General features: G+C 64.7%; 21 protein-coding genes and 3 rRNA genes (1 of these 24 cut by a window edge). 16 read left to right on the top strand and 8 right to left on the bottom strand.

Features of this window, described 5'->3' with window-relative positions; all coding sequences use genetic code 11:
* Positions 1 to 2: 2 nt before the first annotated feature.
* The 5 genes from H681_RS09775 to H681_RS09755 form a co-directional block, all read right to left on the bottom strand.
* The gene (locus H681_RS09775) at positions 3 to 1,172 is read right to left on the bottom strand and encodes an ABC transporter permease (protein ID WP_015476685.1); all 1,170 of its coding nucleotides are present in this window, start codon (positions 1,170 to 1,172) and stop codon (positions 3 to 5) included.
* The gene (locus tag H681_RS09770) at positions 1,169 to 2,941 is read right to left on the bottom strand and encodes an ATP-binding cassette domain-containing protein (RefSeq protein WP_015476684.1); all 1,773 of its coding nucleotides are present in this window, start codon (positions 2,939 to 2,941) and stop codon (positions 1,169 to 1,171) included. The genes H681_RS09775 and H681_RS09770 overlap by 4 nt, the downstream gene beginning before the upstream one ends.
* A 1-nt stretch (position 2,942) precedes the next feature.
* Entirely contained in the window at positions 2,943 to 3,983 is a 1,041-nt protein-coding gene (hlyD, locus tag H681_RS09765) for a secretion protein HlyD (RefSeq protein WP_041711865.1), read from the bottom strand.
* Positions 3,984 to 4,010: 27 nt separating this feature from the next.
* Positions 4,011 to 4,430, bottom strand: a complete 420-nt coding sequence (locus H681_RS09760; protein WP_015476682.1) for a hypothetical protein — start codon at positions 4,428 to 4,430, stop codon at positions 4,011 to 4,013.
* Positions 4,431 to 4,497: 67 nt separating this feature from the next.
* A complete protein-coding gene (locus H681_RS09755; protein ID WP_015476681.1) occupies positions 4,498 to 5,106 on the bottom strand; it encodes a TetR/AcrR family transcriptional regulator in 609 nt (202 codons plus the stop codon).
* A gap of 212 nt (positions 5,107 to 5,318) precedes the next feature.
* Between H681_RS09755 and H681_RS09750 the strand changes: the two genes are divergently transcribed.
* From H681_RS09750 to H681_RS09675, 16 genes are all read left to right on the top strand, one after another.
* The gene (locus H681_RS09750) at positions 5,319 to 6,263 is read left to right on the top strand and encodes a LysR family transcriptional regulator (RefSeq protein WP_015476680.1); all 945 of its coding nucleotides are present in this window, start codon (positions 5,319 to 5,321) and stop codon (positions 6,261 to 6,263) included.
* Positions 6,260 to 6,538, top strand: a complete 279-nt coding sequence (locus tag H681_RS09745; RefSeq protein ID WP_015476679.1) for an EexN family lipoprotein — start codon at positions 6,260 to 6,262, stop codon at positions 6,536 to 6,538. The genes H681_RS09750 and H681_RS09745 overlap by 4 nt, the downstream gene beginning before the upstream one ends.
* A gap of 236 nt (positions 6,539 to 6,774) precedes the next feature.
* Positions 6,775 to 8,784 (top strand): conjugal transfer protein TraG, encoded by a 2,010-nt coding sequence (locus tag H681_RS09740; RefSeq protein WP_015476678.1) that lies wholly within the window; start codon positions 6,775 to 6,777, stop codon positions 8,782 to 8,784.
* The gene (locus H681_RS09735) at positions 8,781 to 9,245 is read left to right on the top strand and encodes a ribbon-helix-helix protein, CopG family (RefSeq protein WP_003111089.1); all 465 of its coding nucleotides are present in this window, start codon (positions 8,781 to 8,783) and stop codon (positions 9,243 to 9,245) included. The genes H681_RS09740 and H681_RS09735 overlap by 4 nt, the downstream gene beginning before the upstream one ends.
* Entirely contained in the window at positions 9,242 to 10,294 is a 1,053-nt protein-coding gene (gene trbB, locus H681_RS09730) for a P-type conjugative transfer ATPase TrbB (RefSeq protein ID WP_015476677.1), read from the top strand. The genes H681_RS09735 and trbB overlap by 4 nt, the downstream gene beginning before the upstream one ends.
* Positions 10,291 to 10,674 carry a TrbC/VirB2 family protein gene (locus H681_RS09725; protein ID WP_003103996.1) on the top strand — a complete coding sequence of 128 codons (384 nt, stop codon included), beginning with the start codon at positions 10,291 to 10,293 and terminating at the stop codon, positions 10,672 to 10,674. Before trbB ends, H681_RS09725 begins: the two co-directional genes overlap by 4 nt.
* Positions 10,671 to 10,943, top strand: coding sequence for a VirB3 family type IV secretion system protein (locus H681_RS09720; RefSeq protein WP_003291752.1), 273 nt, complete (start codon positions 10,671 to 10,673; stop codon positions 10,941 to 10,943). The genes H681_RS09725 and H681_RS09720 overlap by 4 nt, the downstream gene beginning before the upstream one ends.
* 15 nt (positions 10,944 to 10,958) lie before the next feature.
* Positions 10,959 to 13,412, top strand: coding sequence for a conjugal transfer protein TrbE (gene trbE / locus H681_RS09715; RefSeq protein WP_015476676.1), 2,454 nt, complete (start codon positions 10,959 to 10,961; stop codon positions 13,410 to 13,412).
* The gene (trbJ, locus tag H681_RS09710; RefSeq protein WP_015476675.1) at positions 13,409 to 14,134 is read left to right on the top strand and encodes a P-type conjugative transfer protein TrbJ; all 726 of its coding nucleotides are present in this window, start codon (positions 13,409 to 13,411) and stop codon (positions 14,132 to 14,134) included. The genes trbE and trbJ overlap by 4 nt, the downstream gene beginning before the upstream one ends.
* Positions 14,135 to 14,146: 12 nt before the next feature.
* Complete coding sequence (locus H681_RS09705) at positions 14,147 to 14,467, top strand: hypothetical protein (protein WP_015476674.1); 321 nt, start codon at positions 14,147 to 14,149, stop codon at positions 14,465 to 14,467.
* Positions 14,464 to 15,849: a P-type conjugative transfer protein TrbL gene (gene trbL, locus H681_RS09700; RefSeq protein ID WP_015476673.1), complete on the top strand. Its 1,386-nt coding sequence runs from the start codon at positions 14,464 to 14,466 to the stop codon at positions 15,847 to 15,849. Before H681_RS09705 ends, trbL begins: the two co-directional genes overlap by 4 nt.
* A 12-nt stretch (positions 15,850 to 15,861) precedes the next feature.
* Complete coding sequence (gene trbF, locus H681_RS09695; RefSeq protein WP_005304512.1) at positions 15,862 to 16,566, top strand: conjugal transfer protein TrbF; 705 nt, start codon at positions 15,862 to 15,864, stop codon at positions 16,564 to 16,566.
* The gene (gene trbG, locus H681_RS09690) at positions 16,563 to 17,555 is read left to right on the top strand and encodes a P-type conjugative transfer protein TrbG (protein WP_015476672.1); all 993 of its coding nucleotides are present in this window, start codon (positions 16,563 to 16,565) and stop codon (positions 17,553 to 17,555) included. The genes trbF and trbG overlap by 4 nt, the downstream gene beginning before the upstream one ends.
* A gap of 2 nt (positions 17,556 to 17,557) precedes the next feature.
* Positions 17,558 to 18,832, top strand: coding sequence for a TrbI/VirB10 family protein (locus H681_RS09685; RefSeq protein WP_015476671.1), 1,275 nt, complete (start codon positions 17,558 to 17,560; stop codon positions 18,830 to 18,832).
* Complete coding sequence (locus tag H681_RS09680) at positions 18,829 to 19,074, top strand: DUF2274 domain-containing protein (protein WP_015476670.1); 246 nt, start codon at positions 18,829 to 18,831, stop codon at positions 19,072 to 19,074. Before H681_RS09685 ends, H681_RS09680 begins: the two co-directional genes overlap by 4 nt.
* A gap of 379 nt (positions 19,075 to 19,453) precedes the next feature.
* Positions 19,454 to 19,930 (top strand): GNAT family N-acetyltransferase, encoded by a 477-nt coding sequence (locus tag H681_RS09675; protein ID WP_015476669.1) that lies wholly within the window; start codon positions 19,454 to 19,456, stop codon positions 19,928 to 19,930.
* 178 nt (positions 19,931 to 20,108) lie between these two features.
* On the opposite strand, the gene rrf (H681_RS09670) is transcribed toward H681_RS09675, so the two are convergent.
* The 3 genes from rrf (H681_RS09670) to H681_RS09660 all read right to left on the bottom strand — a co-directional run.
* Positions 20,109 to 20,224: ribosomal RNA gene (rrf, locus tag H681_RS09670) — 5S ribosomal RNA — on the bottom strand.
* Between the two features lie 104 nt (positions 20,225 to 20,328).
* Positions 20,329 to 20,444, bottom strand: a 5S ribosomal RNA gene (gene rrf / locus H681_RS09665).
* Between the two features lie 133 nt (positions 20,445 to 20,577).
* Positions 20,578 to 22,570: ribosomal RNA gene (locus H681_RS09660) — 23S ribosomal RNA — on the bottom strand; it runs 897 nt beyond the window's last position.

Genomic DNA, 22,570 nt, shown 5'->3' with positions numbered 1-22,570 from the left:
CGTCACTCCAGGTTCTTGCGCGTGGCGCGCTTGGCGATCACGAAGAACAGCACCCCGATCGCCGCCATGGCGGCGAGGTTGGGCAGGAACAGGGCCCAGATGTCGCCGGCCAGGAACACCGTCTTCAGCGAATCGACGAAGTAGCGCGCCGGAACCACCAAGGTGATGGCGCGGATCGGTGCCGGCATGGCGTCGATCTCGTACAGAAAGCCCGACAACATGAAGGCCGGCAGGAAGCCCGTGAACAGCGCGATCTGCGCGGCCAGGAACTGGTTACGTGCCAGCGACGAGATCAGCAGACCCTGACCCAGCGCCGGCACCATGAACACCGCCGACAAGAGCAACAGGGACAGCAAGGAGCCGCGCATCGGGACGCCGAACACGAACACCGCCAGCGCCGCTGCGCCCAGCGTGGACAGCATGCCGAGCGCGAAGTACGGCAGCAGCTTGCCGACCAGGATTTCAGCCACCGAGGCCGGCGTGGACAGCACTGCCTCCATGGTGCCGCGCTCCCATTCACGCGCCACCACCAGTGCAGTCAGCATGGTGCCGATGATGGTCATGACGATGGCGATGGCGCCGGGAATCAGTGCGCGTCGGCTTTCCAGCTCGGGGTTGAACCAGTAGCGCGGCTCCAGCATGACGGACTGCGCTGGTGCTCCGACGTCCAGCCCGGCACGCCACGACTGGACCACGCCACGGGCGTAGTTCTCGACGTAGTTGGCGGTATTGGGGTAGGAGCCATCGGTGACGATCTGCACCAGCGGCTCGCTGCCACGGAGGGCCAGGCGCTGCTCGAAATCCTGCGGGATCACCACGTAGCCGCGCAGGTCGCCTGAGACCAGTTGGTCGGCCACTTCGCGTCGGTCATGAGCGAAGTGCGTATCCAGGAAGCGGGTGCCCGAAAACGCTGCGGCCAGCGACTGTGCCGATGCGCCGGGCGACTCCAGGACCACGCCGACACGGACATCCTTCGCATCCAGCGACACCGCATAGGCGAACAGCAGCAGCAATACCACCGGCAGCACGAACGCGATCAGCAGCGTCGAGGGATCGCGCAGCGCCTGGTAGCTTTCCTTGGTGACCAGGGCGATGAGGCGTCGCAGGTCAAAGCGGCGCAAGTCGGCCTGCATCGAACCACCCGCGTCCTTGTGAGGTGCAGCGGCGCTCATATGGCGGCCTCCATTTCGCGGTCAGCGGACTCCACCAGGTGAATGAAGGCGTCCTCCATCGTCGGGTCGGGTCGTTCGGGGCTGATCGCCGAACGTTTGAGTGCGTCGGGCGTATCCAGCGCAATCAGTTGCGCACGCGACAGCATGGCGACGCGGTCGCAGTACTCGGCCTCGTCCATGAAGTGGGTGGTGACCATGATGGTCACGCCCTTGCGCGCCAGGCCGTTGATGTGGGTCCAGAATTCGCGCCGGGTAATGGGGTCCACGCCCGACGTGGGCTCATCCAGGAACAGCACGGGCGGCCGGTGCATGAGCGAACAGGCCAAGGCCAGGCGCTGCTTGTGTCCCAGCGGCAGGGAATCAGGCGTGGCGGACAGCCAGTCGCCCAGATCGAAGGTGGCGATCATTTCCTCGATGCGCTCGCGCCGGGTGTTGCCTTCCAGCCCGTAGACGCCGGCCGAGAACTCCAGGTTCTGCTGCACCGAGAGCAGGCCGTAGAGCGAAAACTTCTGCGCCATGTAGCCGAGCCGGCTCTTGGCTGCGCCGGTGGCGCGGCGCAGATCATGGCCAACCACATGCGCTTCGCCAGCAGTGGGTTTCAACAGGCCGCACAGCATCTTGAAGGTGGTGGACTTGCCGGCACCGTTGGGGCCGAGCAGGCCGAAGATTTCGCCCTTTTGCACCTCGAAGCTGACGTTGTCGGTGGCGGTGAACTCGCCGAAGCGCTTGGTGAGGTTTCGGCACGACACGGCAATGTCGAAACCCAGCTCAACCGGCGGCAGACGCTCGGCCAGCGTCGACGTGCCGCCGGGGCCGCCACCGAGCAGATCGATGAAGGCGTCTTCGAAGCGCGCAGGCACCTGCGCCAGCCGCACCTGCGCCTGATCGGACAGGGCCTGGAGCTGCCCTGCGTCCGCGCCCTCGCGCAACACCACGCGCACGCCGGCGCCTTGGATCACGCCATCGCTCACGGTGGGTAGGTCGAGTGCCTGGGTCAGGACCGCTCGGCGCTCGGCACCGACGTCTTCCAGACGGAAACTGCGGCCTTCGAGCTGCGCGGTGAGTTGCTGCGGCGGGCCAGCGAACAGGAGCTGTCCCTGGTTCAGCAACAGCACGCTCTCGCAGCGCTCGGCTTCGTCGAGATAGGCGGTGGACCAGACCACGGCCATGCCCTCGTCGGTCAGCGCCTGCACCATGCGCCACAAATCCTGGCGGCTTACCGGGTCGACACCCACGCCCGGCTCGTCCAGCAGCAGCACCTTGGGCCGCGCCATGAGCGCACAGGCAAGGCCCAGCTTCTGCTTCATACCGCCGGAAAGCTTGCCGGCCAAGCGCTTGGTGAAGGGTCCGAGCCGCGTGAAGTCCAGCAGCTCGGCAAACAGATCGGCGTTGCGGTCCGCATCCATGCCGCGCAACTGCGCATACAGGCGCATGTTCTCCATCACCGACAGGTCTTCGTACAGGCCAAAGCGTTGCGGCATGTAGCCGCTGGCGACGTGGATGGCGTCGTTGTCCTTGACCACGTCATAGCCTGCCAAGGTGACGTGGCCGGCGTTCGGCACCAGGAGGCCGGTCAGAATCCGCATCAGCGTCGTCTTGCCAGCGCCGTCGGGGCCGACCAGACCCGTCAGCCGCCCATAGTGGATGCGCGCACTCAAGCCCCGCAGCGCCTTTACGTCGCCGAAATGCTTGTCCACGTCTTCGATGACGACGGCAGCGGCAGCGACATCCGCGCTTGCGCTTGTCGGCGTGGCGGCGTTCGCCTGCATCTTAACGTTCCCCCACGCGCCCGCTGAGGCCTGGTTTGGCATCGACCGATATCGTCACCGGCATGCCCTGCCGCAAGGCACTGTCGCTGTCGGCTTCGTCGATGACGATGCGCAGGCGGTACACCAGATCCGTGCGCAAATCCGTCGTTTCCACCGTCTTGGGGGTGAACTCGGCGCGTGGCGAGATGAAGCCGATCTGGCCGCGATAGACCTTCTCTGATGAATCGCTTTTGACGCGTACCACAGTACCGGGCGCGATGCGTCCCAAGTCCGACTCGCCCACGTAGGCGCGCACGTAAACTGGCTTGTCCAGGCTCAGGCTGTAGACCGCGCTCTGGCTTGCAACCATGCTGCCGGGCTCGCGCACCCGTGCGATGACGGTTCCGCTACTGGGCGCCATCAACTCGGTGTCCGCCAAGGCTGTCGTGGCTTGCGCTGCGGCGGCCTGTGCGGCCGCAAGGCGAGCTTCTGCCGCGGCGATGTCTTCCTTGCGGAAACCTTCGGATGCTTGCGACAGGGCCGCCTTCGCTGCTTCGACGCCAGCGGCTGCCTGGTCTCGCGCCGTGCGGGCGGCATCGACCGTACGCTGGCTGCTGGCGCCCGATGCCAGCAGGCCACTCTGGCGTTTGAAATTGCGCTCGGTTTCGGTGGCGAGCGCCTGGGCCTGCCTGAGGGCCTCGCGCGCCTGGGTGATTTCCTGCGGTCGCAGACCGCGGCGAAGCTTGGCCAGTTCCGCCTGCGCCACTTGCACCTGGGCCTGCGCTGCCGCAAGGGCTTCCCGATACGGCTGCGCGTCGAGCGTCGCCAGCCGCGCACCGGCACTGACGGCATCGCCCTCATCGAAAGCCATTTGCATCACGCGCCCGGGCTGACGGAAGGCCAGTTGCACCTCGCGGATGTCGACGTTGCCGTAGAGGCGCAATGCATCTTGTTGTCCATGGTCGCGCGACAGCCAGAACGCCAGTGCGCCGCCAAGAGCGAGCACGACAACGGCGATCACGACCCAACGGGTTTTTCTGGAAAGGAGGTTTGGAGTTTTCATCGATGGGTTTCCGCTGGATAAAGGTGCTCAGTGCTCGCGTGCGACCGGCGCATTCGCCGCTGACCGGCGCCAGGCTATGGCCGCTATGCCAGCCCACACCAACGTGCGCAGCGTCATGGCGACCACCGTGCGCCGCTCCCAGGCGCCACCCAGAGCCACATGCACTCCGAAAGCCAGGAACACGAGCGCGGTCGCCACCGTGATGACAATCGCCAACCACGCGGCCCAGCGCCGGCGCATCCACAAGCCGACGCCGGCGACGATGTAGGCGAACCCGGCAAGAAAATTGAACCAGAGCACGAAAGGCACATAGTGGCCGGCGGCTTGGCGCGCGGCGCCGTCGACAAACAGGACTGCGCCGCCTTCCCTGATAGTCATCAGGCCAAAACCGATCGCAATCAAGGAGACCACGCGCATCCAGATCGCGCGTTCGCTGTGTGCCGTCATGTTCGTTGCTCCCGATTTGTGGAAGGGTTTGGAGGTCGCAGTCGCGCTTGCGGAGAAGACAGGTGTTTCATGTGTTGCTTTCGATGCCACGGCGATAGATGGCAAACACGGCTGGTGCGTCACGGCGGATGCGACAGACCTTGCCCGCCAACAGCGACTGCATGACCAGTCCCTGGATCGTGCCGATGAACAACACGGCGGCGGCATCCACATCCAGTCCCGCATCCAGTTCGCCCTGCGCCTTGCCGGCTTCGAGCAGGCGATGCAACCGCTCGCCGTAGTGCTGAATCAAGGTCTGCACCATTCGCTTGGGCAGGGTCTCTCCAGGTCGCTGCAATTCGCCGAAGAGCATCCTCGGCACACCCGGGTGCTCGGACACGAAGTCGATATGCGTCATGAAGACCGCCTCAAGGGCTGCGACCGGAGACGTAGTGCCTTCTGCTGCCTTGTCCACCCGAGCCAGCAGGCGTTCCGTGACCCAGGACATCACCGCCTGCAGGATGGCGTCCTTGGTCGGGAAGTGACGAAACAGCGCCCCCTGGGTCAGCCCCATACGCTGTGCGATGGCTGTGGTCGTGATGTCGCTGGGGTTCTGCTCGGCGGCCAAGTCGACCACCGCCTCGACTGTGGCCGCGCGCCGCTCATCGGCCGGTAGATGCTTGGAGTGTCCACTCATTGCTTGCGCCTTCGAAAGTGAGTAATCTATTACTATCTTAGCACCATGCAAGCTTGCCGCAAGAGGGGAAGCGCGAAAAGGAGGCCGCAATGGACAACAGAACCGTGATCTCAGACGACGGGCAACGGTCGATTTCGGGCAGACGCAAACGTCGCTCTCCGCGCCTCATTGGCGGAGGGGAGCCGGTTCATCACAAGTCCGGCGGGGTGTAAATGGAGCTGCGCCATCTTCGGTGCTTCGTCGCCGTCGCCGAAGAACTCCACTTCGCGCGCGCCGCCGAGCGGCTGCACATCGAGCAGTCGCCGCTGTCGCGGGCCATCAAGGAACTGGAAGAAGAACTCGGCGTGATGCTGTTTGCCCGCACCACGCGCAGTACGCGGCTGACCCATGCCGGAACATTGTTCTTGGAACATGTGCGTCGTGTGTTTGCTGCCTTGGAGCAAGCGCGAGAGAGCGTGAAAGCAGCGGCAAACGGTTTTCACGGGCAGTTGCGCGTGGCCTTGTCGGACGGCATCACGCCGTCGCGCCTGCCGACCTTACTGGCGTTGTGTCGCCAGGAAGAACCCGAGGTCGAGATCCGCTTTTTCGAGGTGTCACTATCGCAGCAGATCAAAGGGCTGCATGATGATCTGTACGACGTGGGGTTTGCCCAATCCGACGAGGTGGGCGACGGCATAGTCACTTTGCCCGCTTGGAGCGATGCACTCATGGTGGCAGTGCCGGCCCGGCATCCACTGCTGGCCCACAAGCGTATTCCCTTGGACGAGTTGCTGCGCTACCCGCTGGTCTTGTGCGATCCGCAAGTGTGTGAGGGCCACGCCAAGCACGTTGAACGAGTGCTGCGTCGTGCTGACATGGAACCGCTGATCGCAGAACGGGTTGCCACGTGCGATCTGATGATGGCACTGGTATCGGCCGGCTTCGCGCTTGGACTAGCGGGCGCTGCACACATTGCCGCCAGCCGTGAACCGGGCGTCGTAGCTCGGCCGCTGGCGTCGCGAGTGCCGCCACTGACGACCTACTTGCTCCGTCTCGACGGCGATCCGTCTGACGAACTGACACGTTTTATTGAGCGCGTGCAGACCATCGAGTCGCAGGAAACTCCCAGGGCCATACGAGGCCGCAACCCTGATCCCCCGGAGGAATTGATGCCATGAAGAAGATCATCCCATTCTTGTTGACGGCCATTCTGACCGCCTGCGGCCAGTCCGAAACGCCTCAGAATGCCAACACGTCGGAAGCGAATATCCCGACGGTGGAAGAACTGGCGGCCAATCCCGAACGACTCAAGGAACTGCGCCAGCAGTGCAAAACCGACCGCCCGAAGCTCGGCGACGTGTTGTGCAACCGGGTGGCCGAAGCCACGCGCAAGCGGTTCTATGGCGATGGCGAAACCCCTTACACGCCGCCGAAGGAACCGCCCAAGTTCTGATTGTTGGCAGATAGCCGCATCGCCTTCATTTTTCTGCTCGACACGCCGCAATGCGCCTGCGCTTGCGGCGTTTTTCTTTGGTTCGACGCTGCACTCATTCTTTCTTCTTGCTCGACCTTTCTGCTCAGAACGGTCTTTGACCGGCACTGACCCGGCACCGAACCTGACGCCTGCGGCACGTCCTTGTGCCGCTCTTTCCATGAGGAAAAAGCGCAGGAGAAATCGGAGGCCGGGTCATGCAAGGGACGAACGTGCTGTTCGGTCAGATCGCCGTGGTATTCGGCATCGTGATCGCCGGCGTGTGGGGCGCCACACAATGGACAGCATCGGCCCTTGGCTATCAAGTACGCCTTGGCTCGCCCTGGTTCGACTTTCTTGGCACGTCGATCTACCACCCGTGGAAACTGTTTGAGTGGTGGTTCTTCTTCGGCGCCTATGCGCCGGAAGTATTCGACACGGGCGGCGCCATTGCCGGCGCCAGCGGCATGGTCGCCGTGGGCGTTGCCATCACCATGTCGGTCTGGCGCTCGCGCCAAACGCGCCTCGTCACCACCTACGGCTCTGCACGCTGGGCTAACGCGCAGGACATGCGCAAGGCGGGCCTCACGCAGCCGGCCGGCGTGTTCCTGGGCCAGCACGATCGCCAGTACCTTCGGCATGAAGGCCCGGAACACGTCCTGACCTTCGCGCCTACGCGCTCGGGCAAGGGCGTGGGCCTCGTGGTGCCGACGCTGCTGTCCTGGCCGGCTTCGGCCGTCGTTCACGACATCAAGGGCGAAAACTGGCAGATCACAGCAGGCTGGCGCTCGCGCTTCTCGCATTGCCTGCTGTTCAACCCGACCGATGCGAAGTCGGCTGCCTACAACCCGCTTCTGGAAGTGCGGCGCGGCGCGCATGAAGTGCGCGACGTGCAGAACATCGCGGACATTCTGGTCGATCCCGAAGGTGCGCTGGAGAAGCGCAACCATTGGGAAAAGACCAGCCACGCGCTGTTGGTCGGTGCGATCTTGCATGTGCTCTACGCCGGCGAGGACAAGACGCTGCGCGGCGTCGCCAACTTCCTGTCCGACCCGGCCAGCCCGTTCGAGCTGACCTTGCACCGGATGATGACCACGCCGCACCTGGGCGATGGGCCGCATCCGGTCGTCGCCTCTGCGGCGCGCGAAGTGCTCAACAAATCGGACAACGAGCGTTCTGGCGTGTTGAGCACCGCCATGTCGTTCCTCGGCCTGTACCGCGACCCGACGGTGGCCGAAGTCACCTCGCGCTGCGATTGGCGCATCGCCGATCTGATCGCTGCCGAGCATCCGGTGTCGCTGTACCTGGTGGTACCGCCTTCGGACATTTCGCGGACGAAGCCGCTCATTCGCCTGATCCTCAACCAGATCGGGCGGCGCCTCACCGAATCGCTCGATGGCTCCGATGGCATCGAGCGCCGCCACAAGCTGCTGCTGATGCTCGATGAGTTCCCGGCGCTGGGGCGCCTGGACTTCTTCGAGACGGCGCTGGCCTTCATGGCGGGCTACGGCATCCGCAGCTTCCTCATTGCGCAGTCGCTCAACCAGATCGACAAGGCGTATGGGCAAAACCACTCCATCCTCGACAACTGCCATGTGCGCGTGACGTTCGCCACGAACGACGAGCGCACCGCCAAACGGATCTCCGAGACGCTGGGCACGGCCACCGAGCTGCGCGCCCAGCGCAACTACGCGGGCCACCGGCTCGCGCCGTGGCTGGGCCACCTGATGGTGTCGCGCCAGGAAACCGCGCGCCCGCTGCTGACGCCGGGCGAAGTCATGCAGCTTCCGCCTGACGAGGCCGTGGTGATGGTGTCCAGCGTGGCGCCGATCAAGGCGAAGAAGCTGCGCTACTACACGGACGCCAATTTCAAGCGTCGCGTGCTGCCACCGCCCATGCTGGCGGAAGGGCAGTACGCCGACGCGCCGCCGTCGCGGCCCGACGACTGGAGCGGGCTGGCGATTCCGTCCGTGCCCGCTGCGCCTGCCACGGCATCCGCCGATGGCCTGGAGAACTTGGGTTCGGTCGACGACGGCGGTCCGCGCCGTCAGCCCGAACTCTCCGAAACCGTCGCTTACGACCCCGAGCTGGCCGCTCCCGCGGCCGACCTTGCGCTGCTCGATGACGACGACGACCTGCCGCTTCCCCTTCCGCGCCAGCTCGATCCAGCCATGCAGCGCACGGCCCGGCTGGCTTCCCTCGACCCCAACGACGGAATCGAGCTATGAGCCACTACCGCCTCAACCTGTTCATCCAGCCGGAGCACGCCAAGCGCCTGGACGAGCTGGCCGCCAAGAAAGGCGTGTCCAAGTCGTCCATCGTCGCGGCGGCGCTCGCATCGTGGTTGTCGCCCGATGCCGCCGACCAGCGCGAGGCGGCCATCGCCAAGCGGCTGGATCGCCTGTCTCGCCAGGCCGAGCGCATGGAGCGCGACCAGAACATCGCCATCGAAACGCTGGCGCTGTTCATCCGTTACTACCTGACCGTCAGCACGCCAGTTCCCGAGGCGCACCAAGACGCGGCACGCGCGCAGGGCAAAGCACGCTTCGAGCAGTTCACCGAGCAGCTTGGCCGCCACCTGCTGCGCGGTCGCAGTCTGGTGCGCGACGTGGTGGAGGAACTGCATCCCGACCCGATGCGGATGGAGGACGCGGCGGCAGCCGCGCAAGCGCAGGAGCGTGCGTCATGAGCGCCGTTCCACAGTCCATGGGTGCCACGTCGCTCGACCGCCGCATCCAGATGCTGCGCACGGCGATGGGGCCGCTGATCGCCGCCGCGCTCGAAGACCCGGACGTGGTGGAGGTGATGCTGAATCCTGATCACACGCTTTGGGTGGATCGGCTTTCCAGTGGGCGCGCGCCGATGGGCGTGGAACTACCCGAGGCGGACGGCGAGCGAATCATCCGACTGGTCGCGGCCCACGTCGGCGCAGAAGTGCATCGCGGCCAGCCGCTGCTATCCGCCGAGCTGCCCGAAACGGGCGAGCGCTTCGAGGGCATCTTGCCGCCCGCCGCGCCGGGGCCGGCCTTCGCCCTGCGCAAGCGCGCCATCGGCGTGATTCCGCTGGAGCGGTACGTCATCGACGGGATGATGACCAGCGCGCAAGCGGGCTTTCTCGTTCGCGCCGTGCGCGAGCGGCAGAACGTGCTGATCGCCGGCGCCACCAGCAGCGGCAAAACCACGCTCGCCAATGCGCTGCTCGCCGAGATCGCCGCCACGGGCGACCGCGTGCTGGTGCTCGAAGACACGGTGGAACTGCAATGCGCGGCCCGCGACCACGTTCCGCTGCGCACGCGCGCAGGCGTGGTGTCCATGACCGAGCTGGTGCGCTCGTCCATGCGCCTGCGGCCTGATCGCGTCGTCGTCGGTGAAGTGCGCGGCGCCGAGGCGCTGGATCTCATCAAGGTGTGGGGCACGGGCCACCCCGGCGGCATCGCCACGATCCATGCCGGCTCCGCGCTCGGCGCGCTGCTGCGCCTGGAGCAACTGATTCTCGAAGTGGCGGTGAATCCGCCCCGTGCGCTGATCGCCGAGGCGGTCAACGTGGTGATCCACATCGCCGGGCGCGGGCGCAAGCGCCGCATCGAGAGCATCGCCCGCGTCGTCGGCTTCGACGGCGTGGGCTACCAACTGGCGGACGCGCTGGAAACGCCGTTTCCCGAGCTGCCGCCACTTCCCAATGCCGCACCCGCTGCGGCGACTTCCCCATCCCCTGACTCACTTGGAGAACTGCCATGACGCAGATGACCATTCCTGCTTTCCGTTTTTCTGCAAATCCGGCTTTGCGTCTTGCGCGGCTGCGCTGCCTGGCCCGCCCTGCGGGGCAAGGGCTGCTGCTGGCCGCTCTGCTGCTGTTCCTGGCCGGAACCGCGCAGGCCGCCGGTTCCTCGATGCCGTGGGAAGGCCCGCTGCAATCCATCCTCGAATCCATCCAGGGTCCGGTGGCGCGCATCGTCGCGGTCATCATCATCATCGCCACGGGCCTCGCGCTCGCCTTCGGCGACACGTCGGGCGGCTTCCGCAAGCTGATCCAGATCGTGTTCGGTCTGTCCATCGCGTTCGCGGCTTCGAGCTTCTTCCTGTCGTTCTTCAGCTTCTCAGGCGGGGCCGTCGTATGAGCGCCCCGGATACCTTCGCGGCCGGGTTCGAGGTGCCGCTGCATCGCTCGCTGACCGAGCCGATTCTGCTGGGCGGTGCGCCGCGCACCGTGGCGATCGCCAACGGCACGCTGGCCGCCGCTGTTGGCCTGGGCCTGCAACTGTGGATTCCCGGCGTGGTGCTCTGGATCGTCGGCCATTCGCTGGCGGTATGGGGTGCGCGCGTCGATCCGCAGTTCATGCAGGTCTTCGCCCGGCACATCAAGCACCGCCCGCTGCTGGACGTGTGAGGGGAGGACGCCGCGATGCTGAACCTCGCCGAATACCGCCAGCGCCCGGCCTTGCTTGCCGACTGGCTGCCCTGGGCCGGGCTGGTCGCGCCGGGCGTCGTCTTGAACAAGGACGGCAGTTTCCAGCGCACGGCCCGGTTTCGCGGGCCTGACCTCGACAGCGCGACGCAAGGCGAGCTGATCGCCACGTCGGCGCGGTTGAACAACGCGCTGCGCCGCATGGGATCGGGCTGGGCGCTGTTCATCGAAGCCGAGCGCCGGCCTGCGGCCGATTATCCGCACTCGGACTTTCCCGAGCCGCTTTCGTGGGTGGTGGAGGAAGAACGCCGGGCCGCCTTCGAGGAATCGGGCCATCACTTCGAGAGCGGCTATCACCTGACGCTGCTCTATCTGCCGCCGGAAGAATCCCGCGCCCGTGCAGCCAAGATGCTCTACGAGAACACGCCGACGAATGGCGTGGACTGGCGCGAGCGGCTGCAAGCCTTCGTCGCGGAAACGGATCGCGTCTTTGACCTGCTCGACGGCGTGATGCCGGAAATTGACTGGCTCGATGACGCGCAGACGCTGACCTACCTGCACGCGACCATCTCGACGCGGCGCTATTCGCTGGCGGTGCCCGAAGTGCCGTTCCACATCGACGCGCTGCTGACGGATTCCGCGCTGGTCGGCGGCTTGGCGCCCATGCTGGGCGACCAGCACCTGCGCGTGGTGTCGGTGCGGGGCTTCCCGACCTCGACCTGGCCGGGGATTCTGGACGACCTCAACCGCCTCGGTTTTGCGTACCGCTGGAGCACGCGCTTTCTCTGCCTCGACAAAGCCGAGGCGGAAAAAGAGCTTTCCCGCCTTCGCCGCCAGTGGTTCGCCAAGCGCAAGAACGTCATCGCGCTGCTGCGCGAAACGATCTTCCAGCAGGAAAGCCCGCTGGTCGATACCGACGCCAACAACAAGGCCGCCGATGCCGACGCTGCCTTGCAGGAGCTGGGCAGCGATCAAGTCGCCTTCGGCTATCTGACGGCGACCGTCACCGTCATGGACGAGGACGCCGCCGTCGCAGACGAGAAGCTGCGCATGGTGGAGCGCGTCATCCAGGGTCGGGGCTTCGTCACCATCCCTGAAACGCTCAATGCCGTGGATGCCTGGCTGTCCTCGCTCCCCGGCAACGCCTACGCCAACGTGCGCCAGCCCATCGTCTCGACGCTGAACTTGGCGCACATGATGCCGGTGTCGGCGGTATGGGCCGGGCCAGAGAAGAACGACCACCTCGACGGCCCGCCGCTGATCGTCACGCGCACCGATGGCGCGACGCCGTTCCGGCTGGTGATGCACATCGGCGACGTGGGCCACACGCTGGTCGCGGGACCGACTGGCATGGGCAAGTCGGTCTTGCTCGCCACGCTGGCGATGCAATTTCGCCGCTATCGCGGCTCGCGCATCTTCGCCTTCGACATGGGCCGCTCCATGCGGGCCGCGATCCTCGGCCTGGGCGGCGAACACTACGACCTGGGCACGGATGGCGAAATCGCCTTCCAGCCGCTCACGCGCATCGACCGTGAGGGCTACCGCACCTGGGCCGCCGAATGGATCGAAGGCCGCTTACTGCATGAAGGCGTGGCGGTCGGCCCCGACGAGAAGGCGGCTATCTGGTCGGCGCTGGGAAGTCTCGCCGGTGCGCCGGTGGAGCAGCGCACGATGACGGGACTGTCCGTGCTGCTGCAATCGAACACGCTGCGGCAGGCGCTGTCGCCCTATGTGCTCGGTGGCGCGCACGGCAAGCTGCTGGACGCCGACCACGACCGGCTGGGCATGGCCGACGTGCAGTGCTTCGAGATGGAGGAGCTGATGCACAGCAAGGCCGCCGTCATGGCCGTGCTGCATTATCTCTTTGCGCGTTTCGATGAACGCTTCGACGGGGCGCCCACGCTGCTGATCCTCGATGAAGCGTGGCTGTTCCTCGATGACCCGGTATTTGCCGCGCGTATCCGGCAATGGCTCAAGACGCTCAGGAAAAAGAACGTCAGCGTCATCTTCTCCACGCAGAGCCTCGCCGACATCAAGGATTCGAGCATCGCGCCCGCGATCGTCGAGAGCTGCGCGAGTCGCATTTTCTTGCCCAACCCGCAGGCGACCGAGCCGCAGATTCGCACGATCTACGAGGGCTTCGGCCTCAACCGGCGGCAGATCGAGATCGTCGCCACGGCAGTTCCGAAGCGCGACTACTACTACCAATCCCGCCTCGGCAACCGCCTGTTCGACCTCGACCTGGGGGCGGCCGCGCTGGCGTTTGCGGGCGCTTCCACGCCGCAAGACCAGCGCGACATGGACGCGGTGCTGGCCGACGCCGGCGTGCCCGGCTTCGCGGGCGCCTGGCTGCGCCATCGCGGCCTCGATTGGGCGGCCGGCCTGCTGCCCTCGTTCCCCGGCCGCGCGCCGGGTTCCCTTGCTGACCACCCACAGGAGAGCCTGCCATGAAGAAGCGCCTTATCGCCGCCGCCATCGCGGCCATGCTTTGCACCGCCACCGCCCATGCGCAATGGGTCGTGATCGACCCCACGAACCTCGTGCAGAACACGTTGACGGCGATCCGCACGCTGGAGCAGATCAACAACCAGATCCAGCAGCTTCAGAACGAAGCGCAGATGCTGATGAACCAGGCGCGCAACCTCGCCAGCCTGCCGTCCAGCGTGGTGAACCAGTTGCGCGCCAATCTGGCGACGACCGAACGACTGATCGCCCAGGCCAGGGGCTTGGCCTACGACGTGACGAATTCGGATCGGGAGTTCGCGCGCCTGTATCCCGAGCAGTACGCCGCCACGATCAGCGGCGACCAGATGTACCGCGACGCGCAGGAGCGTTGGCGAAACACGCTCAACGGCTTGCAGACCACGATGCAGATGCAGGCGCAGGTGTCGCAGAACTTGGGCGAAGACGAAAGCGTGCTGGCCGACCTCGTGGGCAAGAGCCAGTCGGCCGAAGGCGCGCTGCAAGCAATGCAGGCTATGAATCAGTTGCTGGCCTTGCAAGCCAAGCAGTCGATCCAGGCGCAGCGGCTCCAGATCACGCAAGACCGAGCGACTGCGCTGGAGCTGGCGCGGCAGGCGGCAGCCACGGAGCGCGCCCGCGAGGTGCGGCGGCGCTTCCTGGGCGACGGCACGCCGTACACGCCGCAGTCCGTGAACTTCTACGGCAACTGACGGGAGGCCGCCATGCGATGCGTCCTCGTCCTGTGTGTCGCGCTGCTGGCCGCGTGCAGCGAGCAGCCGGCCGACCACCTTGCCGATGCCCTGGCCGCCGATCCCGTGCGGCTCAAGGCATTGCGCGCGCAATGCGCAGCCGACCGGCAGGCCACGGGCGAGGACGCCTGCCGCGCCGCCGCCGAAGCCTTCCGGCGGCGCTTCTTCTCCGGCCAGGCCGGGCCGGATGAATACCAGACGCTGGCCGACCTGCCGCCGATCCCGCCGAGCTTCGATGAACCGGCCGATGGCGAAGCGCCGCCCTTGGCCGCCGTACCGGAGGACACGCCATGAATGACGTGACCATCATCGACCGCTTCCTCAACATCTTCTCCACCTACATCGACTCGGGTTTCGGGCTGTTGCAGGGCGAAGTGGCCTTCCTCACCGCCACGCTGATCGTCATCGACATGACGATCGCCGGACTGTATTGGGCGATGAGTCACGCCACCGGCCAGGGCGAGGACGTGATCGCCAAGCTGCTGCGCAAGGTGCTCTACGTCGGTGCCTTCGCTTACATCATCGGCAACTTCAACTGGCTGGCCGGCATCGTGTTCCGCTCCTTCGCCGGGCTGGGCCTGACGGCCACCGGCTCGACCATCACGATGGAGAACTTCTTGCAGCCGGGCCGACTGGCGAAAACCGGCATCGACGCAGGCGCTCCGATTCTGGAGCAAGTCGGCGAGATGGCCGGTTTCCCCGAGGTGTTTGTGAACCTCGATGCCATCACGGTGATGTTCCTCGCTTGGCTGGTCGTGGTCTTGTGCTTCTTCGTGCTGGCAATCCAGCTTTTCATCACGCTGATCGAGTTCAAGCTGACGACGCTCGCGGGCTTCGTGCTGGTGCCGTTTGCCTTGTGGAACAAGACGGCGTTCCTCGCCGAGAAGGTGCTGGGCAACGTGGTGTCGTCCGGCGTCAAGGTACTGGTGCTGGCCGTGATCGTCGGCATCGGCTCGGGCCTGTTCGCCGAGTTCCAAGTTCATCCCGATGAGCCGTCCATCGACCACGCGCTGGTCATCATGCTTGCCTCGCTCACCTTGCTGGCGCTGGGCATCTTCGGCCCTGGCATCGCTACGGGCCTGGTGTCCGGTGCGCCGCAGCTCGGCGCCGGCGCTATGGCCGGCGCTGCTGTAGGCGCAGCCGGCACGGCCGTTGCCGTAGGCGCTGCCGCGACGGGCGTGGGCGGCGCGGTCATGGCCGGGGCGCGCATGGCGCCTGCCGCCGCCAAGCTCGCCGGCAGCGGCGCGCGTGCTGCCGCCTCGACGGCCAGCAGCGCCCGGTCGGCGTTCCAGGCCGGTTCCGCCGCCGCAGGCGGTGGCGCGAAGGGCGCGATGGCCGGCCTGGGCAACGTCGCCAAGACCGGCGCGCAGTCCGCCGGACGTGCGGCTGCATCCCGTGCTTCCGCTGCCGGGCAGCGGATGGCCGCTCCCTTCCGCGCTGGCTGGAATGGCGCTGCTGCCGATGGCGGCGCGGGCGCGGCATCCGGTCAGGGTGCCGCAGGCGAGGCCGCATCCGGCACCGCTACCGCGCAGACGCAGGAACAGCCCGCTTGGGCCAAGCGCCTGCATCGCCGCCAGCAACTCACCCATGCCGCGACCACCACCGCCCACGCGCTGCGCGGTGGCGATGGCGGCGGCTCCGGGCAAGGCCCGAGCCTGCGCGATTCCGATTCATAAGGAGAACTGACCATGCGATTCAAGAAACCGCAGGTGCGCTACGCCGACACGCCGCAGCCTGCCACGCCGTATCAAGCTGCCGGCCAGGTGTGGGACGAGCGCATCGGCTCGCCGCGCGTGCAGGCGAAGAACTGGCGGCTGATGGCCTTCGGATGCCTGACGCTCGCGCTGCTGATGGCCGGCGGCCTGGTGTGGCGGTCGGCGCAGTCCATCGTGACGCCCTACGTCGTGGAGGTGGACAACGCGGGCCAGGTACGCGCCGTGGGCGAAGCCGCCACGCCATACCGGCCCAACGATGCGCAGACCGCGCACCACATCGCGCGCTTCGTGACGCTGGTGCGCTCGCTGTCCATCGACCCCATCGTCGTCCGCCAGAACTGGCTCGACGCCTACGACTACACGACCGACAAGGGCGCGGCGGTGCTCAACGACTACGCACGGGTCAACGACCCGTTCGCGCGCATCGGCAAGGAGTCGGTGACGGTGCAGATCACCAGCGTCGTGCGCGCCAGCGACACGTCTTTCAACGTGCGCTGGACGGAACGCCGGTACGTCAACGGTGCCGCGGCGGGTTTGGAGCGGTGGACGGCCGTGGTGTCCATCGTGCTTCAGCCGCCGCGCACCGAAGAACGCCTGCGCAAGAACCCCCTGGGCATCTACGTCAACGGCCTGTCGTGGAGCCGCGAACTGGATTCTTCCGAAGGAGCCAAGCCATGAATGATCTTTTCCGTAAATCCGCCTTGCCGGTGATCTTGCTTGCCCTCGCGGGCTGCGCCACGCAGGGCAAGCCACCGCCGACCATCTCGCTCGATGAGCCGGTGCAGGCCCAGCCGCTGCCCGAGCCGCCTGCGCCGGTGGAGGTGGTGGCCGTGCCCGAGGTGCTGCCGATGCCGGCGCAGTTGAAGCCGTTGCCCGAAGCCGAGGACGCCAAACCTGCACCGGAGCCAGCCGACGAGAAGGTGCGCGTCTCGCGCGCCAATGCCGAGGCCCGCGTCGCACCGACGCGCGAGGGCTACGTCAACGCGATTCAGGTGTGGCCCTTCACCGATGGTGCGCTCTATCAGGTCTATGCGGCCGTGGGCCGCGTGACCGTGATTTCGCTCCAGCCGGGCGAGGAGCTGGTGACGGTGGCCGCTGGTGATACCGTGCGCTGGATCGTGGGCGATACGTCGAGCGGCAGCGGTGCTGACCTGCGCGTCAATGTGCTGGTCAAGCCGATCCGCTCGGGCCTCAAGACCAATCTCGTCATCACCACCAACCGCAGGACGTACCTGCTGGAGTTGGCTTCGACAGAAAAGACGTGGATGGCGTCGGCTTCTTGGGAGTATCCGCGTGACCGGATGCTGGCCTTGCAGCGCCAGGCGCAGGCGGCCAGCGCCGCCGCGCCGGTGGACTCCGGCTTGTCGTTGGAAAACTTGCGCTTCCGCTACGCGGTCAGCGGCAGCAACCCACCCTGGAAGCCGCTGCGCGCCTTCGACGATGGGCAGAAGGTTTATATCCAGTTCCCCGCCGGCATCGCGCAAGGCGAGCTGCCGCCGCTGTTCGTGATCGGGCCGGAAGGCGACGGGCAACTGGTCAATTACCGCTTCCGCTCGCCGTACTACATCGTGGATCGGCTGTTCGGCGCCGCCGAACTGCGCTTGGGCGGGGACAAGGGCGACGTGGTGCGAATCGAGCGCACGGACGGCGTTGCGCGGAGGAACTGACCATGAGCCAAGACGACACCCCCGACCTCGCCACGCCGCAGGCAGGCAAGGTCGCGCCGGAAGCGGTGGCGCTGCGCGCCCAACCGCGCCCGGTCACTCGCCTGAACCGGCGCACGCTGGCCATCCTCGTCGGCGGCCTGGCGGTCGCCGTGCTCGGGGCCACGATCTGGTCGCTGCAACCGCAGCGGCGCAGCGCCGACGAGCAAACCGAGCTTTACAACGTCGATCGCGTCTCGAAGTCCGAAGGGCTGGACGGCCTGCCGGCCGACTACTCGAAGCTGCCGCCGCAAGTGCCCGAGCTGGGGCCGCCGCTGCCGGGCGACCTCGGCCCTGCCATCGTGAACTCGCAGCAGCCGGCCGTGGCCGCTTATGCGGCCCCCGGCCACGATCCCAACGATGCCTTGCACAAGGAGGCGGAAGCCGCTGCGGCTTCGTCGGTGTTCTTCCGCTCGGGTGGCCAAGGCCAAGCCGCCGCCACGGCGGCGCAGGCGACGCCGAGTGCGCCTGGTGGTGCAAACGCGCTCGCGGCCTTCGATCCGCTCGCTGCTGGGCCTGCCTCGACGGCGGCCCAGCCCGCCGACCCGACCGCCGTGCAGAACCGGCAAGACCAGAAAGAGGCGTTCCTGAAAGCCGGTTCTACGGAAACCCGCAATTCCGGCAATCTGGCGCTGCCCGCGTCGCCGTATCAGGTGATGGCTGGAACGGTGATCGCGGGCGCACTGGTGACAGGCATCAAGTCGGACTTGCCGGGCGACGTGATCGGCACTGTGACGGAGCCGGTCTATGACACGGCCACGGGCAAGTTCCTGCTGATTCCGCAGGGGTCGCGCATCCTCGGGCGCTACAACAGCCAGGTCAGCTACGGACAGAGCCGCGTGCAGGTGGTGTGGAACCGGATCATCCTGCCCGACACGTCCTCGCTGACGCTCGACAATCTTGTCGGCACCGACCCGGCCGGCTACGCCGGCCTGGAAGACGACGTGGACTGGCACTGGAAGCGCATCGTCGCGGGCGCGGTGCTGACGACGCTGCTGGGCGTCGGCGCCGAGCTGGCCGCGCCGGAGAATCGCCAGGACGGCAACCGCATCGTCATCGCCGGACGCGACAGCGCCCAGGACAGCATCAATCAGGTCGGCCAGGAGATCACCCGGCGCAACATGAACATCCAGCCGACGCTGACCGAGCGGCCCGGCCTGCCGGTGCGGATCATCGTCAACCGCGATCTGGTGCTGCGGCCCTACCAGCCGCTGTTCTTCAATCGGGGAGCTTCGCAATGAGCGCGACCAAGAAGCTGCGGCTCGGGCCGCTGCCCAAGACCGAAAGCGTCAAACTGACCTTTGCCTGCCCGGCCAGCCTGAAAGCCGACCTCGACCGCTACGCCGCGCTGCACGCGCAGGCATATGGCGAAGCAGTCGATGCAGAGAAGTTGATCCCGCACATGCTGGAGGCGTTCATGGCGGGGGATCGGGGATTCAGGAAGGGCACGACAGCCAGGAGCGCGCCATCGAAGCCGACATGATGGCTTCGCAATCCAACGGCATCCATCGAACGCGCAGCCCCAGGCTGCGCGTTCTTCATTCTGGATGCCGCTATACCTCTTGGGCTATGATGACGCGACAGGCCCGCCGTTCCCCGGCAATCCAGCACGACGCAGTGCGATGCGGCTTTCTCCCCCGACGCTCTTATGTGGCTCCTAGCCGACGAAGCCGTGGTTCTGCAAAGCGGCGCCGAAAAGAGCTAACCTACTGTCCCATATGTGGTTTCAAGCCTTACGTGCTTTGCACGCAAGACTTGACACCGGCACTTTTTTGTTGCCTGTGATTTCCCTTCTACCGACACGAGCTCTCGACCCTCCGCTTTCCCTGCTGTCCGAATCAGGTCAGGATGGGAGAAACGCAATGACAGCGAGCATGCAGATGGAACCGGTGATCAGAAGGGCCCGCAGGGAAGACGCTGTCGCCATCAGCCAGGTGATAGTGACGGCGGTCAGGGAGAGCAACGGCCAAGACTACCCGACAAGCGTCATCGAGTCGGTGGTGGCACATTTCACCCCCGAATGCGTGGCCGAGTTGCTGGAGAAACGCCTGGTCTTCGTCGCATTGCTGAACGCCGAGATCATCGGCACCGCCGCCCTGGATGGCAACGTCGTGCGCAGCCTCTATATAGCTCCACAGCAACAACACAAGGGCGTCGGCCAGATGCTGATGGCTCGAATAGAGGAAACCGCCCTGGAGCACAACCTGGACGCCTTGCTGGTCCCCTCCTCCCTCACCGCCGAAGCCTTCTACATCCGTCTGGGCTACCGCGTCGTACGCGAACAATTCCACGGCGAAGAACGCACCCTCATCATGACCAAGCCGCTCTCCTCTTTGTAGGAGCAGCTTGCTCGCGAACATCCCCGCGCGCCCTGATTGCAGCCTTCGCAGGAGAGGACCTTGTCCGCGAATGCCAGCATCTCAGCGCACGCTGATGACTTCCGGCACACCAAGCTTTTTCGCCCCAAAAACAAAACCCCCGACCAGCTCTCGCTGATCAGGGGCTTTGGAATTAGAAGCTTGACGATGACCTACTCTCACATGGGGAAACCCCACACTACCATCGGCGATGCATCGTTTCACTGCTGAGTTCGGGATGGGATCAGGTGGTTCCAATGCTCTATGGTCGTCAAGCAATTCGGTTGGATGCTCGCCTTGGCGCTCATCCGAAACTGGTTTGCTTACACTAAAAGCAAAGCCCCCGACCAGCAGTGCTGATCAGGGGCTTTGGGATAGGTGCTTGACGATGACCTACTCTCACATGGGGAAACCCCACACTACCATCGGCGATGCATCGTTTCACTACTGAGTTCGGGATGGGATCAGGTGGTTCCAACGCTCTATGGTCGTCAAGCAATTCTTTCGGACGCTCGTGGCTTGCGCACACGCTCATCCCGATTCGGGTATGTGACAGGTCTTTGCGGTTCTCACGAACTTTCGGTTCGTTACGTCTTCACCGTACAACACGCAAATTGTTTGGGTGTTATATGGTCAAGCCTCACGGGCAATTAGTATCGGTTAGCTCAACGCCTCACAGCGCTTACACACCCGACCTATCAACGTCGTAGTCTTCGACGGCCCTTCAGGGGACTCAAGGTCCCAGTGAGATCTCATCTTGAGGCTAGTTTCCCGCTTAGATGCTTTCAGCGGTTATCTATTCCGAACATAGCTACCCGGCAATGCCACTGGCGTGACAACCGGAACACCAGAGGTTCGTCCACTCCGGTCCTCTCGTACTAGGAGCAGCCCCTCTCAAATCTCAAACGTCCACGGCAGATAGGGACCGAACTGTCTCACGACGTTCTAAACCCAGCTCGCGTACCACTTTAAATGGCGAACAGCCATACCCTTGGGACCGGCTTCAGCCCCAGGATGTGATGAGCCGACATCGAGGTGCCAAACACCGCCGTCGATATGAACTCTTGGGCGGTATCAGCCTGTTATCCCCGGAGTACCTTTTATCCGTTGAGCGATGGCCCTTCCATACAGAACCACCGGATCACTAAGACCTACTTTCGTACCTGCTCGACGTGTCTGTCTCGCAGTCAAGCGCGCTTTTGCCTTTATACTCTGCGACCGATTTCCGACCGGTCTGAGCGCACCTTCGTACTCCTCCGTTACTCTTTAGGAGGAGACCGCCCCAGTCAAACTGCCCACCATACACTGTCCTCGATCCGGATGACGGACCAGAGTTAGAACCTCAAGCATGCCAGGGTGGTATTTCAAGGATGGCTCCACGCAGACTGGCGTCCACGCTTCAAAGCCTCCCACCTATCCTACACAAGCAGGCTCAAAGTCCAGTGCAAAGCTACAGTAAAGGTTCACGGGGTCTTTCCGTCTAGCCGCGGATACACTGCATCTTCACAGCGATTTCAATTTCACTGAGTCTCGGGTGGAGACAGCGCCGCCATCGTTACGCCATTCGTGCAGGTCGGAACTTACCCGACAAGGAATTTCGCTACCTTAGGACCGTTATAGTTACGGCCGCCGTTTACCGGGGCTTCGATCAAGAGCTTCGCTTTCGCTAACCCCATCAATTAACCTTCCGGCACCGGGCAGGCGTCACACCCTATACGTCCACTTTCGTGTTTGCAGAGTGCTGTGTTTTTAATAAACAGTCGCAGCGGCCTGGTATCTTCGACCGACATGGGCTTACGCAGTAAATGCTTCACCCTCATCGGCGCACCTTCTCCCGAAGTTACGGTGCCATTTTGCCTAGTTCCTTCACCCGAGTTCTCTCAAGCGCCTTGGTATTCTCTACCCAACCACCTGTGTCGGTTTGGGGTACGGTTCCTAGTTACCTGAAGCTTAGAAGCTTTTCCTGGAAGCATGGCATCAACCACTTCGCTCTCTAAAAGAAAGCTCGTCATCAGCTCTCGGCCTTGAACACCCGGATTTGCCTAAGTGTTCGGCCTACCACCTTAAACTTGGACAACCAACGCCAAGCTGGCCTAGCCTTCTCCGTCCCTCCATCGCAGTAACTAGAAGTACAGGAATATTAACCTGTTTCCCATCGACTACGCTCTTCAGCCTCGCCTTAGGGACCGACTAACCCTGCGTCGATTAACGTTGCGCAGGAACCCTTGGTCTTTCGGCGTGGGAGTTTTTCACTCCCATTGTCGTTACTCATGTCAGCATTCGCACTTCTGATACCTCCAGCAAGCTTCTCAACTCACCTTCACAGGCTTACAGAACGCTCCTCTACCGCGCATCTTGCGATGCACCCGTAGCTTCGGTGTATGGTTTGAGCCCCGTTACATCTTCCGCGCAGGCCGACTCGACTAGTGAGCTATTACGCTTTCTTTAAAGGGTGGCTGCTTCTAAGCCAACCTCCTAGCTGTCTAAGCCTTCCCACATCGTTTACCACTTAACCATAACTTTGGGACCTTAGCTGACGGTCTGGGTTGTTCCCTTTTCACGACGGACGTTAGCACCCGCCGTGTGTCTCCCACGCTGACACTTCCAGGTATTCGGAGTTTG

It is taken from the genome of Pseudomonas sp. ATCC 13867 (assembly GCF_000349845.1).
In the GTDB taxonomy this organism is placed as follows: domain Bacteria; phylum Pseudomonadota; class Gammaproteobacteria; order Pseudomonadales; family Pseudomonadaceae; genus Pseudomonas.
Note: the sequence above shows the minus strand (reverse complement) of the source record. Positions and strands in the feature narration are given on the sequence as shown.

Excerpts from the sequence above, each read along its gene's own strand:
- trbJ (WP_015476675.1), top strand. The coding sequence starts at position 13,409 with ATGAAGAAGCGCCTTATCGCCGCCGCCATCGCGGCCATGCTTTGCACC.
- H681_RS09770 (WP_015476684.1), bottom strand. The coding sequence starts at position 2,941 with ATGCAGGCGAACGCCGCCACGCCGACAAGCGCAAGCGCGGATGTCGCT.
- H681_RS09760 (WP_015476682.1), bottom strand. The coding sequence starts at position 4,430 with ATGACGGCACACAGCGAACGCGCGATCTGGATGCGCGTGGTCTCCTTG.
- H681_RS09685 (WP_015476671.1), top strand. The coding sequence starts at position 17,558 with ATGAGCCAAGACGACACCCCCGACCTCGCCACGCCGCAGGCAGGCAAG.
- trbL (WP_015476673.1), top strand. The coding sequence starts at position 14,464 with ATGAATGACGTGACCATCATCGACCGCTTCCTCAACATCTTCTCCACC.
- trbB (WP_015476677.1), top strand. The coding sequence starts at position 9,242 with ATGAGCGCCGTTCCACAGTCCATGGGTGCCACGTCGCTCGACCGCCGC.
- hlyD (WP_041711865.1), bottom strand. The coding sequence starts at position 3,983 with ATGAAAACTCCAAACCTCCTTTCCAGAAAAACCCGTTGGGTCGTGATC.
- H681_RS09775 (WP_015476685.1), bottom strand. The coding sequence starts at position 1,172 with ATGAGCGCCGCTGCACCTCACAAGGACGCGGGTGGTTCGATGCAGGCC.
- H681_RS09745 (WP_015476679.1), top strand. The coding sequence starts at position 6,260 with ATGAAGAAGATCATCCCATTCTTGTTGACGGCCATTCTGACCGCCTGC.
- H681_RS09705 (WP_015476674.1), top strand. The coding sequence starts at position 14,147 with ATGCGATGCGTCCTCGTCCTGTGTGTCGCGCTGCTGGCCGCGTGCAGC.
- trbE (WP_015476676.1), top strand. The coding sequence starts at position 10,959 with ATGCTGAACCTCGCCGAATACCGCCAGCGCCCGGCCTTGCTTGCCGAC.
- trbF (WP_005304512.1), top strand. The coding sequence starts at position 15,862 with ATGCGATTCAAGAAACCGCAGGTGCGCTACGCCGACACGCCGCAGCCT.
- H681_RS09675 (WP_015476669.1), top strand. The coding sequence starts at position 19,454 with ATGACAGCGAGCATGCAGATGGAACCGGTGATCAGAAGGGCCCGCAGG.
- H681_RS09720 (WP_003291752.1), top strand. The coding sequence starts at position 10,671 with ATGAGCGCCCCGGATACCTTCGCGGCCGGGTTCGAGGTGCCGCTGCAT.
- trbG (WP_015476672.1), top strand. The coding sequence starts at position 16,563 with ATGAATGATCTTTTCCGTAAATCCGCCTTGCCGGTGATCTTGCTTGCC.
- H681_RS09740 (WP_015476678.1), top strand. The coding sequence starts at position 6,775 with ATGCAAGGGACGAACGTGCTGTTCGGTCAGATCGCCGTGGTATTCGGC.
- H681_RS09755 (WP_015476681.1), bottom strand. The coding sequence starts at position 5,106 with ATGAGTGGACACTCCAAGCATCTACCGGCCGATGAGCGGCGCGCGGCC.
- H681_RS09680 (WP_015476670.1), top strand. The coding sequence starts at position 18,829 with ATGAGCGCGACCAAGAAGCTGCGGCTCGGGCCGCTGCCCAAGACCGAA.
- H681_RS09725 (WP_003103996.1), top strand. The coding sequence starts at position 10,291 with ATGACGCAGATGACCATTCCTGCTTTCCGTTTTTCTGCAAATCCGGCT.
- H681_RS09750 (WP_015476680.1), top strand. The coding sequence starts at position 5,319 with ATGGAGCTGCGCCATCTTCGGTGCTTCGTCGCCGTCGCCGAAGAACTC.
- H681_RS09735 (WP_003111089.1), top strand. The coding sequence starts at position 8,781 with ATGAGCCACTACCGCCTCAACCTGTTCATCCAGCCGGAGCACGCCAAG.